12 protein-coding genes and 1 riboswitch are annotated in these 11,328 nt (G+C 73.0%); of the genes, 7 read left to right on the top strand and 5 right to left on the bottom strand.

Going from position 1 to position 11,328, the window contains the following annotated elements; translation table 11 throughout:
* Positions 1-1,106 (bottom strand): NAD(P)/FAD-dependent oxidoreductase (locus IE249_RS02175; RefSeq protein WP_229857257.1); only part of this gene is annotated, 1,106 nt, incomplete at its 3' end.
* Positions 1,107-1,260: 154 nt separating this feature from the next.
* Positions 1,261-1,372, top strand: a riboswitch (TPP riboswitch).
* On the opposite strand from IE249_RS02175, the gene thiO reads away from it, so the two are divergent.
* The 5 genes from thiO (at position 1,370) to IE249_RS02150 (ending at position 6,522) form a co-directional block, all read left to right on the top strand.
* Positions 1,370-2,536, top strand: coding sequence for a glycine oxidase ThiO (gene thiO / locus IE249_RS02170; RefSeq protein ID WP_189703025.1), 1,167 nt, complete (start codon positions 1,370-1,372; stop codon positions 2,534-2,536). (Overlaps the previous riboswitch by 3 nt.)
* Positions 2,533-2,733: a sulfur carrier protein ThiS gene (gene thiS, locus IE249_RS02165; RefSeq protein WP_189703024.1), complete on the top strand. Its 201-nt coding sequence runs from the start codon at positions 2,533-2,535 to the stop codon at positions 2,731-2,733. Before thiO ends, thiS begins: the two co-directional genes overlap by 4 nt.
* Positions 2,734-2,736: 3 nt before the next feature.
* A complete protein-coding gene (locus IE249_RS02160; protein WP_189703023.1) occupies positions 2,737-3,531 on the top strand; it encodes a thiazole synthase in 795 nt (264 codons plus the stop codon).
* A 123-nt stretch (positions 3,532-3,654) separates the two neighbouring features.
* Positions 3,655-5,628 (top strand): Stk1 family PASTA domain-containing Ser/Thr kinase, encoded by a 1,974-nt coding sequence (gene pknB / locus IE249_RS02155; protein ID WP_189703022.1) that lies wholly within the window; start codon positions 3,655-3,657, stop codon positions 5,626-5,628.
* Positions 5,629-5,649: 21 nt separating this feature from the next.
* Positions 5,650-6,522, top strand: a complete 873-nt coding sequence (locus IE249_RS02150; protein ID WP_189703021.1) for a deoxyribonuclease IV — start codon at positions 5,650-5,652, stop codon at positions 6,520-6,522.
* A gap of 9 nt (positions 6,523-6,531) precedes the next feature.
* Here IE249_RS02150 and IE249_RS02145 read toward each other — a convergent pair whose 3' ends face one another.
* Positions 6,532-7,188, bottom strand: a complete 657-nt coding sequence (locus IE249_RS02145) for a sulfite oxidase-like oxidoreductase (protein ID WP_189703020.1) — start codon at positions 7,186-7,188, stop codon at positions 6,532-6,534.
* Between the two features lie 156 nt (positions 7,189-7,344).
* Here IE249_RS02145 and bfr point away from each other — a divergent pair, with 156 nt between their 5' ends.
* Positions 7,345-7,824 (top strand): bacterioferritin, encoded by a 480-nt coding sequence (gene bfr / locus IE249_RS02140; protein WP_189703019.1) that lies wholly within the window; start codon positions 7,345-7,347, stop codon positions 7,822-7,824.
* 23 nt (positions 7,825-7,847) lie between these two features.
* Here bfr and IE249_RS02135 read toward each other — a convergent pair whose 3' ends face one another.
* From IE249_RS02135 to IE249_RS02125, 3 genes are all read right to left on the bottom strand, one after another.
* Entirely contained in the window at positions 7,848-8,090 is a 243-nt protein-coding gene (locus IE249_RS02135; protein ID WP_189703018.1) for a (2Fe-2S)-binding protein, read from the bottom strand.
* A 172-nt stretch (positions 8,091-8,262) separates the two neighbouring features.
* On the bottom strand, positions 8,263-9,615 hold the full coding sequence (locus IE249_RS02130; RefSeq protein WP_189703017.1) for a class II 3-deoxy-7-phosphoheptulonate synthase: 1,353 nt from the start codon (positions 9,613-9,615) through the stop codon (positions 8,263-8,265).
* A 68-nt stretch (positions 9,616-9,683) separates the two neighbouring features.
* Positions 9,684-10,922: a glycoside hydrolase domain-containing protein gene (locus tag IE249_RS02125; protein ID WP_189703016.1), complete on the bottom strand. Its 1,239-nt coding sequence runs from the start codon at positions 10,920-10,922 to the stop codon at positions 9,684-9,686.
* 176 nt (positions 10,923-11,098) lie between these two features.
* On the opposite strand from IE249_RS02125, the gene IE249_RS39940 reads away from it, so the two are divergent.
* Positions 11,099-11,161, top strand: coding sequence for a trp operon leader peptide (locus IE249_RS39940; RefSeq protein WP_373304337.1), 63 nt, complete (start codon positions 11,099-11,101; stop codon positions 11,159-11,161).
* Positions 11,162-11,328 lie beyond the last annotated feature (167 nt).

The raw sequence follows: 11,328 nt of genomic DNA, 5'->3' as shown, positions 1-11,328 counted from the left end.
GCGACGAGCCGCCCCTCGCGCAGCCAGCACACCGTCCAGGCCGGCCCGGAGGGGTCGCCCCGCCACAGGGTGGTGTCGGCGGCGGGGTGGTGGCCGGCGTACTGCACGAAGCGGCCGAACTGCTCGGACCAGAAGTACGGCACCGGGTCGTAGACCGCGGGGGCCGGGCCGGTGATGTTGGCGGCGACCGTGCGCGGGCCCTGGAGCGCGTTGTCCCAGTGGTGGACCATCAGGCGCTCCCCGTACCGCCGCGAGGGGAAGGAGGCGCAGTCGCCGACCGCGTACACGTCCGGCACGGAGGTGCGCAGGTGGTCGTCGGCCAGGACGTCGCCGTGCTCGCCCAGGTCGATGCCCGAGCCCGCCAGCCAGGCGGTCGCGGGGCGCGCGCCGATGCCGACGACGACGGCGCCCGCGGGCAGCCGCGTGCCGTCGTCGAGCACCACCGCGCCGGGCTCGACGCGCTCCACGCGCGCGTGGGTGCGCAGTTCGGTGCCGCTGTCGGCGTACCAGGCGGTCATCGGGGCGGCGACCTCGGCGGGCAGCGCGCCGGCCAGCGGCCGGTCCGCGGCCTCGACGACCGTGACGGCGCAGCCGGCCCCGCGCGCGGCGGTGGCGAACTCGGCGCCGATCCAGCCGGCCCCGACGACCACGATGTCGTGCTGCTCGGCGAGGACCGGGCGCAGCCGTTCGGCGTCGTCGAGGGTGCGCAGCAGATGCACTCCGGGGACGCCCTCGGCGCCCGGCAGCCGGACCGGTTCGGCGCCGGTGGCCAGGACCAGCACGTCGTACGGCACCGGCCCCGCGGAGGTGTCGAGGACGTGCGCGTCGGGGCGCAGGGCCAGCGCCTCGCAGCCGAGCCGCAGTTCGAGCCCGAGCGCCTCGAAGTCGACGTCGAAGGCGGACCCCTCGGCCTTGCCGAGCAGTACGGCCTTGGACAGCGGCGGGCGGTCGTAGGGCTGGTGGGGTTCGGCGCCGATCATCGTCACCGTGCCGGTGAAGCCCTGCTCGCGCAGGGCGACCGCGGTCTGCACGCCGGCCATCCCCGCGCCCACGACGACCACGCGCCGCGGCTGTGACATGCCCTGTTCCTGCGTCTGGTCGCTCACCTGATCACCATAGTCAAGTGACGATTCGTCAGGCAGGGGGCGTGCGGGGTGACCTGCTCCACAGCACCCGTCCCGAAGTCCTGCCGAGGCTGCCGCGCCGTGGCGCGAGGCCGCCTTACGGGAGGGCTCCCGCGCGGGCTAGGGTGGCCACCGTACAAGCACTCGCGGGAGCCCGGACGCACCGGGCTGAGAGGGAGGCTGGCGGCCTCCGACCGTACGAACCTGATCCGGGTCATGCCGGCGAAGGGAGGGGCTGGACGCCCATGCCGTCTTCACGTACGTCAGACGTCCTCGTCATCGGGGGCGGGATCATCGGGCTGGTGACGGCCTGGCGCGCGGCGCAGCGCGGCCTCACCACCGTGGTGGTGGACCCCGAGCCGGGCGGCGGGGCCGCGCAGGTGGCGGCCGGGATGCTCGCGGCGGTCACCGAACTGCACTACGGCGAGCAGACGCTGCTCGGTCTGAACCTCGCCTCGGCCGCCCGCTACCCGGACTTCGCCGCCGAGCTGACCGAGCTGACGGGTCACGGCCTCGGCTACCGCCGCTGCGGCACGCTCGCCGTGGCGCTGGACGCCGACGACCGGGCCCACCTGCGTGAACTGCACGCGCTGCAGCGGGACTCGGGGCTCGCGTCGGAGTGGCTGTCGGGGCGGGAGTGCCGTCGCCTGGAGCCGATGCTCGCGCCGGGTGTGCGCGGCGGGCTGCGGGTGGACGGCGACCACCAGATCGACCCGCGGCGGCTCGCGGCCGCCCTGCTGGCCGCCTGCGAGAGCGCGGGGGTGGTCTTCCACCGGGAGTGGGCCGAGCGGCTGACGGTGACCGGTGACCGGGCGGTGGGCTGTGTGGCGCGCGACGGCACGGCGCTCTCGGCCGGCCGGGTGGTGCTGGCCGCGGGCAGTCTCAGCGGACGCCTCGCCGGCGTGCCGGACGACGTGCTGCCGCCGGTGCGGCCGGTGAAGGGCCAGGTGCTGCGGCTGACCGTGCCCCGCCGGTACGCGCCCTTCCTGAGCCGCACCGTGCGGGCCGTGGTGCGCGGCAGCCACGTCTACCTGGTGCCGCGGGTCGACGGCGAGCTGGTCGTCGGGGCCACCAGCGAGGAGCTGGGCTGGGACACGACGGTGACCGCGGGCGGGGTGTACGAGCTGCTGCGGGACGCGCACGAGCTGGTCCCCGGGATCACCGAGCTGCCGCTGACGGAGACCCGCGCGGGACTGCGCCCCGGCTCCCCGGACAACGCTCCGCTGCTCGGCCCGACCGCGCTGGAGGGGCTGCTGCTGGCCACCGGCCACTTCCGCAACGGGGTGCTGCTCACGCCGGTCACCGGCGACGCGATGGCGCAGGTGCTGACCACGGGTGAACTGCCCGACGTGGCCCGTCCCTTCACCCCGCGGCGCTTTCGTGCCGCCGCCCTCTCGGAGCAGCCCGCGTGAACATCTCCGTCAACGGGGAGCGGCGCCGCGTCGCGCCCGGCACCGCTCTCGACGCCGTGGTGCGCGCCCTGACCGCGGCGCCCTCCGGGGTGGCCGCCGCGCTGAACGAGACCGTCGTCCCGCGCGGGCAGTGGTCCGCCACCGTCCTGTCCGAGGGCGACCGGGTGGAAGTGCTGACCGCCGTCCAAGGAGGCTGACCCATGGCCGACGATCCCCTGGTCCTCGGTGACCTGTCCCTTGCCTCACGGCTGATCATGGGCACGGGCGGGGCGCCCAGCCTGGACGTGCTCGAGCGGGCCCTGACCGCCTCCGGCACGGAGCTGACCACGGTCGCCATGCGCAGGGTGGACCCCTCCGCGCACGGCTCCGTGCTGTCGGTGCTTCAGCGCCTGGGCATCCGGGTGCTGCCCAACACCGCGGGCTGTTTCACCGCGGGCGAGGCGGTGCTGACGGCGCGGCTGGCCCGGGAGGCGCTGGGCACCGATCTGGTGAAGCTGGAGGTCGTGGCCGACGAGCGCACCCTGCTGCCCGACCCGGTCGAGCTGCTGGACGCGGCGGAGACGCTGGTCGACGACGGATTCACGGTGCTGCCGTACACGAACGACGACCCGGTGCTGGCCCGCCGGCTCCAGGACGTGGGCTGCGCGGCGGTCATGCCGCTGGGCTCGCCCATCGGGTCCGGGCTCGGCATCCGCAACCCGCACAACTTCCAGCTGATCGTCGAGCACGCGCGCGTGCCGGTGATCCTGGACGCGGGCGCGGGCACCGCCTCGGACGTGGCGCTGGCGATGGAGCTGGGCTGCGCGGGTGTGATGCTCGCCTCGGCGGTGACACGGGCCCAGGAGCCGGTGGTCATGGCCGAGGCGATGCGCCACGCGGTGGAGGCGGGACGGCTGGCCCGGCTGGCGGGCCGCATCCCGAAGCGGCACTTCGCCCACCCCTCCTCCCCCACCCACGGCACCGCCCACCTGGATCCGGAGCGCCCCGCGTTCTGACCCGCGGCCCCGCGGGCGACGCCGTGCGTCCCGGGGCCGGAAAGCGTCACAGGTCGGCTGCAGTCGTGGTGCGATCCTGGCCGGAAGCCGTGCCTGTCCGCGGCTGCTCGTAGACTCGCCTGCGTGGATACGACCCTTCAGGACCCGCTCGTCGGGCGCGTGCTCGACGGCCGCTACCGCGTGGACGCGAGGATCGCGGTCGGCGGGATGGCCACGGTCTACCGGGCCCTGGACACCCGCCTGGACCGCGTGCTCGCGCTCAAGGTGATGCACCCGGCGCTCGCGGCCGACGGCTCCTTCGTCGAGCGGTTCATCCGGGAGGCCAAGTCGGCCGCCCGCCTCGACCACCCGAACGTCGTGCAGGTCTTCGACCAGGGCGCCGACGGGTCGTACGTCTACCTGGCCATGGAGTACGTCTCCGGCTGCACCCTGCGCGACGTGCTGCGCGAGCGCGGCGCGCTGCAGCCGCGGGCCGCGCTGGACATCCTGGAGCCGGTGCTCGCCGCGCTCGGCGCCGCGCACCGCGCGGGTTTCGTGCACCGCGACATGAAGCCGGAGAACGTCCTGATAGGGGACGACGGCCGGGTCAAGGTGGCCGACTTCGGACTGGTGCGGGCCGTGAACACGGTGACCAGCACCACCGGCGCGGTCCTCGGTACCGTCTCCTACCTCGCGCCCGAGCAGATCGAGCACGGCACCGCCGACCCCCGGGTCGACGTGTACGCGTGCGGCGTCGTCCTGTACGAGATGCTGACCGGCGGCAAGCCGCACCAGGGGGAGAACCCCGCCCAGGTGCTCTACCAGCACCTGCACGAGGACGTGCCGCCGCCCTCGGCGGCCGTGCCGGACCTCGCCTTCGAGCTGGACGACCTGGTCGCGCAGGCCACCGCCCGCACCCCGGACATGCGGCCGCAGGACGCGGTCGCGCTGCTCGCGCTGGCGCGCGAGGCCCGCGCGGCGCTCGGCCCGGACCAGCTGGACGCGGTGCCCCCGCAGGCCCTGACCGGGGAGCACGACAACGCGGACGACCGTACGAGCGTCATCCCGCGCGCGCTGACCATGCCCCGCCCGCTGCCGGTGAACGAGCCGGAGGACGAGGCGCCCCAGGGACAGGCCGGGTACGCCGGGCCCGCCGGGGACCCGCTCGACCGCACCAGCCGCCTCGAGGTCCCGCCCGCGCCCGGTCCCGCGCCCCGGCGGCCGGGCCGGCGGCCCCGCCGCGGCCCGCTCACGCTCGTGGCGGCCGTGCTGCTGGTCCTGGGGCTCGGCGGGGGCGTCTGGTACATCAACTCGGGTCAGTTCACCAAGGTGCCGCCACTGCTGGCGAAGACCGAGGCGCAGGCGCGCGACCGGCTCCGGGCCGCGGGTCTGGACGTCAAGGGCGTCAAGCACGCCTACAGCGACACGGTCGCGCGCGGCACGGTCATCAGCACCGATCCCACGGCGGGCGCCCGCATCCGCAGCAACGACTCCGTGACGCTGACGGTCTCCGACGGCCCGGAGACGGTGAAGGTGCCCGACCTCCAGGGCCGCCCGCTGGACCGGGCGCGGGACCTGCTGAGGAAGGCGGGGCTCGAGCCGGGCATGGTGAACCGGGCGTTCAGCGCGGACGTCGACAAGGGTTCCGTGATCGACACCGACCCGCCCTCGGGCACCGAGCGGCACGCGGGCAGCGCGATCGCGCTCACCGTCAGCAAGGGCCGCCCCGTCGACGTGCCGGACGTCACCGGCGAGGACCTCGACCAGGCGAAGTCGGACCTCGAGGACGCGGGCCTGAAGGTGACGGTCGCCTCCGAGCAGGTGAACTCCGAGTTCGACAAGGGCCAGGTCGCCCAGCAGACCCCGGCGGGCGACAGCCAGGCCGCCGAGGGCGACACGGTGACGCTGACCCTGTCCAAGGGCCCTGAGATGGTCGAGGTGCCGGACGTGACCGGGGACAGCGTCGGCGACGCCAAGAAGGCCCTCGAGGACGCCGGCTTCAAGGTCGAGGAGGACCGCGGTCTGCTCGGTCTGTTCGGCGACACGGTCAAGAAGCAGTCGGTGCGCGGCGGCGAGAAGGCCCCGAAGGGCTCGACCGTCACCATCACGATCCGCTGAGAGGGGCGCACCGTGTCCTGCGTGTCCTCGCCCGGCCGTCGGCGCAATCCCGTCGGCGGCCATGTGCCCGTCGCCGGAGGTCTGCACAAGGTGGGGCTGGCCTACGCCCGTGAGCTGGGCGCGGAGACCGTGCAGGTCTTCGTCGCCAACCCGCGCGGGTGGGCCACTCCCGCCGGAAACCCGCGGCAGGACGAGGCGTTCCGCGCGGCCTGCGCCGAGGAGTCGGTATCGGCGTACGTCCACGCGCCGTACCTGATCAACTTCGGCTCGCACACCGGGGCGACCGTGGAGCGGTCCGTGGAGTCGCTGCGGCACTCGCTGCGGCGCGCACGGGAGATCGGCGCCCTGGGCGTGGTCGTGCACACGGGCAGCGCGACCGGCGGCCGGGACCGTGCCGTGGCCCTGCGGCAGGTGCGGGAGCGGATGCTGCCGCTGCTCGACGAGCTCACCCACGACGACGACCCGTACCTCCTGCTGGAGTCCACCGCGGGCCAGGGCTCGTCCCTGTGCTCGCGCACCGGGGACTTCGGGCCGTACTTCGAGGCGCTGGACGCCCATCCGATGCTGGGCGTCTGTCTGGACACCTGCCACGTCTTCGCGGCCGGGCACGACCTGGCCGGGCCCGGCGGCACGCACCGCACGCTGGACGAGCTGGTGGAGACGGTCGGCCCGGGCCGCCTGAAGCTGATCCACGCCAACGACTCCAAGGACGTGGCGGGCGCCCACAAGGACCGGCACGCGAACATCGGCGCCGGTCACATCGGGGAGGACGCCTTCCGTGACCTGATGACCCATCCCGCCACCGAGGGCGTTCCGCTGGTCATCGAGACGCCCGGCGGCAAGGAGGGCCACGCGGCGGACGTGGAGCGTCTGAAGAAGCTCAGGCACGCCTGAGAGGGCGCCTCAGAGCTCGGGGCCGTCCCCCGGTTCCTCCTGGTAGGAGTATCGCTGTTCCTTCCAGGGGTCGCCGATGTTGTGGTAGCCGCGCTCTTCCCAGAAGCCGCGGCGGTCGGCGGTCATGTACTCCACGCCGCGGACCCACTTCGGTCCCTTCCAGGCGTACAGGTGGGGCACGATCAGGCGCAGCGGGAAGCCGTGCTCGGCCGTGAGCAGCTCGCCGTCCTTGTGGGTGGCGAACAGGGCGCGCTCGGAGGCGAAGTCGGCGAGGCGGAGGTTGGAGCTGAAGCCGTACTCGGCCCAGACCATCACATGGGTGACGTTCGGCGCGGGCGGGGCGATGTCCAGGATGGTGCGGGCGGGGACGCCGCCCCACTCGGCGCCGACCATGCTGAACTTCGTGACGCAGTGCAGGTCCGCCACGACCGTGGTGTACGGCAGGGCGGTGAGCTCCTCGTGGGTCCAGCAGTGCTTCTCGCCGTCCGCGGTGGCGCCGAAGACCCGGAACTCCCAGCGCTCGGGCCGGAACTTCGGCACGGGCCCGTAGTGCGTGACCGGCCAGCCCCGCTGGAGCCGCTGTCCCGGCGGAAGATCCGGCCGTGCCGCTCCTGACGACACTGTTCCCGGCGCGTCCCCGGACGCGCCCTCCACCGGCTGACCCATGCCTCCATCCTGACAGACGGGAGGGGGTGCACATGACCAGCCGGGGATCGATTCGGGCAACTCGTACTAAGCGTGAACTTACTGGACGGGTGTGCGCGCCGGTGAAATCATGCGGCGCAGCCTGCCAGTTCCCCCCGCGCGGAAGGAGCCTCTGCGATGCAGGGCGACCCCGAGGTCATCGAATTCCTCAACGAGCAGCTCACCGGTGAGCTGACCGCGATCAACCAGTACTTCCTGCACGCGAAGATGCAGGAGAACAACGGCTGGTACAAGCTCGCGAAGTACACCCGGCACGAGTCGTTCGACGAGATGAAGCACGCCGAGGTGCTCACCGACCGGATCCTGTTCCTCGAGGGCCTGCCCAACTACCAGCGGCTGTTCCACGTACGGGTGGGCCAGACGGTCAAGGAGATGTTCGAGGCGGACCGGCAGATCGAGGTCGAGGCCATCGACCGGCTGCGGCGCGGGATCAAGGTGATGCGGGACAAGGGCGACATCACCTCGGCCAACATCTTCGAGGACATCCTCGCCGACGAGGAGCACCACATCGACTATCTGGACACCCAGCTGGAGCTGCTGGACAAGCTCGGTGAGGCGCTCTACCTCGCCCAGCTGATCGAGCAGCCGCAGACCTGAGCCGGCCGGCCCCGGGAGCCGGTCTAGGCGGCTTCGGGGAGACCGCCCGCCTCGTCGAGCTCGGCGAGCACCGGCTTGCCCTGGTCGGCGAGTTCGCGGCGGGGGCACGCGCCCCGTCCGAGGAGCGCCTGGATGCGGCGTACGCAGGAGCCGCAGTCGGTGCCGGCCTTGCAGGCGGAGGCGATCTGGCGCGGGGTGCAGGCGCCGTCGGCCGCGTGGTCCTTGACCTGCTGCTCGGTGACGCCGAAGCAACTGCAGACGAACACGCGGTTCACCTCCCGCCGGGATCGGTTCAGTGGCGCCGCCCCGACTTCTCGGTGAGGCAAACCTAACCTTACTCGCACCCCGGGAGCCGCAAAAGCGCGAGGGGCGCGGATCCGGTGTGATCCGCGCCCCAGACAAGCCCGGACAAGCCCGAAAGGCCCCGGACAGTACGTCCTACTGGTCCCGGTACATCTCCGCGACGAGGAAGGCCAGGTCCAGCGACTGGCTGCGGTTCAGCCGGGGGTCGCAGGCCGTCTCGTAGCGCTGGTGCAGGTCGTCGACGAAGATCTCGTCGCCGCCGCCGACGCACTCGGTGACGTCGTCGCCGGTGAGCTCCACGTGGATGCCGCCCGGGTGGGTGCCGAGGCCCTTGTGGACCTCGAAGAAGCCCTTGACCTCGTCGAGCACGTCGTCGAAGCGGCGGGTCTTGTGACCCGAGGCCGCCTCGAAGGTGTTGCCGTGCATCGGGTCGGTCACCCAGGCCACGGTGGCGCCGGAGGCGGTGACCTTCTCGACCAGCTCGGGGAGCTTGTCGCGGATCTTGTCGGCGCCCATGCGGACGATGAACGTCAGCCTGCCCGGCTCGCGGTCGGGGTCGAGGCGGTCGATGTACTTCAGCGCCTCCTCGGCCGTCGTGGACGGGCCGAGCTTGATGCCGATCGGATTGCGGATCCTGGACGCGAACTCGATGTGCGCGTGGTCCAGCTGCCGGGTGCGCTCACCGATCCACACCATGTGCGCCGAGACGTCGTAGAGCTGCCCGGTGCGCGAGTCGACGCGGGTGAGGGCGGACTCGTAGTCGAGCAGCAGCGCCTCGTGCGAGGAGTAGAACTCGACGGTCTTGAACTCCTCCGGATCGGTGCCGCAGGCCCGCATGAAGTTGAGCGCGCTGTCGATCTCGCGGGCGAGCTGCTCGTAGCGCTGGCCGGAGGGGGAGGACTTGACGAAGTCCTGGTTCCAGGCGTGCACCTGGCGCAGGTCGGCGTAGCCGCCGGTGGTGAAGGCGCGCACCAGGTTCAGCGTGGAGGCGGAGGCGTGGTACATCCGCTTCAGCCGCTCGGGGTCGGGCACGCGCGCGGCCTCGGTGAAGTCGAAGCCGTTGACGGAGTCGCCCCGGTAGGTGGGCAGCGTCACCCCGTCGCGGGTCTCGGTGGGCTTGGAGCGCGGCTTGGAGTACTGGCCGGCGATCCGGCCGACCTTGACCACCGGCACGGAGGCGGCGTACGTGAGAACGGCGCCCATCTGGAGCAGGGTCTTGAGCTTGTTGCGGATGTGGTCGGCGGACACCGCGTCGAACGCCTCGGCGCAGTCGCCGCCCTGGAGGAGGAACGCCTCTCCCCTGGCGACGGCCGCCATCCGGGCGCGCAGCTGGTCGCACTCGCCCGCGAAGACGAGCGGCGGATACGACTCGAGGTCCGCGATCACTGCGCGCAGAGCCTCGGGGTCGGGGTACTCGGGCTGCTGCGCCGCGGGCAGGTTTCGCCAGGTGTTGCCAGCGCTCGCGCTGGTCTTAGCGTTCACGGTCACCTCCTCAACATTACGGGGTCACCCGGGAGGTCCATTCATCTGCCCATCAAATGAGACGGACCGGACCGTCAGGAGGTACCGGCGCCGACGTCGAGCTGGTTGCGGTCGATGTTGATGGTCACCCCGCCCCAGGTCTCCTTCTTGTTCCCCGCGTACTGGTGGATGCGCTGGTGGTCGGCCCACAGGGAGGCCGGCAGGGTGGAGTCGGAGGTGGTGACCTCGTCGTTCCAGCGGGCGAAGTGGATGACGTCGGGCAGGGTGGTCTTCTTGGCGTTGGCCACCAGGTCGGCCACGAGGGAGGAGACGCTGCCGTAGGCGCCGGAGCGGTAGCCCAGCTCGTGCAGCCGTTCGGTCCAGGCCTTCAGATAGCCGAGCACCTCGGCGGTGGCGGTGGCGCCGCGGTCGTAGGCCTCGAGGTCGTTGTAGATCACCGTGCCCTTGCCGAGCCCGAGCGCGCCGGCCTGCGCGGCCGCGTCGTCGGCGGCCGCCCTGCCCTCGGGCGCCGGGTCGGTGATGGGGGCGCAGGCGCTCCCGCAGCTGCTGGTGCTGGACTGCGGGCCGACGTAGAGCGGGAAGAAGCGCCAGCCGGCCGCGTACTGGGTCTGCACCCACTGGGCGGTCAGCTTCGCCTGTCCGCAGGCGCGGTTGACGCCGCCGATGTAGATGCCGATGGCCGCGTACGGGGAGGCGCTCTTCCAGGCGCTCATCGAGGTCTGGCCGGGCGCGGTGCAGGCGTCGAAGCCCTTGCCCCGGTGGGTGGTGGCGACGGCGGGGACGGTGAGCGCGGCGGCGGCGACGGCGGGCTTCTCGGTGCGGGCGGCGGCCACGGGCAGTCCGGCGCTGTCCAGGACCCGCCGGATGGCCTCCCGGTCGCTGCCGTAGGCGGCGGTCACGGCGATCCCTTCCGCGGTGGCCCGGTAGACGTGGTCCGTACGGTTCTCGGTCACCGCGCTCTTGGTGGGGGCGACGGCGGGCTGCACCCAGAGCGACTCGGTGCGCCCGACGGCCCGGGCCGGGCAGTCCTGCTGGTCGCCGGGGGTGCCGAGGTAGACGGCGTGCCGGTCGAAGCGGACGCAGGCCGTGGGGTCGCGGTCCAGGTCGACGACCTGCCAGTCGGCGGGGACGGTGAAGGTGTGGCCGCGGTAGGTGACGGCCTTGGTGGCGCCGTCGGTCGCGGCACGGGCGGCGGCCGGCGAGCCGGCGCCCAGGGCCGTGCCCGCGGTCAGGGCCGTGCCGGCGGCGAGCGCGGTGAGCGCGCGCACGGCGCGCCGCGGTCGTGGCGGTCGTGGCGGTAGTGGTGCGGACATGACGTACTCCTCGGTCGGGCGCGGGTGGGCGCTGCGGTCCGGCGGAGCGGGACCGGCGCGGGGGTGACGGACGCCCTTCTTCCACCTGGCGCGGGCGGCGGAAACCGGCGTGTGGTGCGTACGGGCGAAGCGGGCACCGCCCCGTGCGCGACGGTGGATGGGGTAGGGTGCGGGGCATGTTCGCGCACTCGACCCAGAACCAGAACTGGTGGTGGACCGCTTTCCCGGCGGCCCGCTGACTGCGCGTATCCACACTTCGCGAAGGCCGCCCGAGGGGCGGCCTTCGGCGTTCTCGGCGTCCCGGCCGTTCCCGGCAGAACGGAAGAGGACCCATGGACCTGGCACAGCTGGCGCACGACACCCGCCCCTTCGCCCTGCTCCGCCGCCGCACGCCGGGGCACGACCA

This window comes from Streptomyces anandii JCM 4720 (assembly GCF_014650655.1).
GTDB classification, from domain to species: Bacteria; Actinomycetota; Actinomycetes; order Streptomycetales; family Streptomycetaceae; genus Streptomyces; species Streptomyces anandii.
This window is presented reverse-complemented; position numbering and strand designations above follow the sequence as displayed.

What these genes read in the sequence shown, in the direction of transcription:
- IE249_RS02145 (WP_189703020.1), bottom strand. Translation starts at nt 7,188, where the DNA reads ATGGGTCAGCCGGTGGAGGGCGCGTCCGGGGACGCGCCGGGAACAGTG.
- IE249_RS02160 (WP_189703023.1), top strand. Translation starts at nt 2,737, where the DNA reads ATGGCCGACGATCCCCTGGTCCTCGGTGACCTGTCCCTTGCCTCACGG.
- IE249_RS02125 (WP_189703016.1), bottom strand. Translation starts at nt 10,922, where the DNA reads ATGTCCGCACCACTACCGCCACGACCGCCACGACCGCGGCGCGCCGTG.
- thiO (WP_189703025.1), top strand. Translation starts at nt 1,370, where the DNA reads ATGCCGTCTTCACGTACGTCAGACGTCCTCGTCATCGGGGGCGGGATC.
- bfr (WP_189703019.1), top strand. Translation starts at nt 7,345, where the DNA reads ATGCAGGGCGACCCCGAGGTCATCGAATTCCTCAACGAGCAGCTCACC.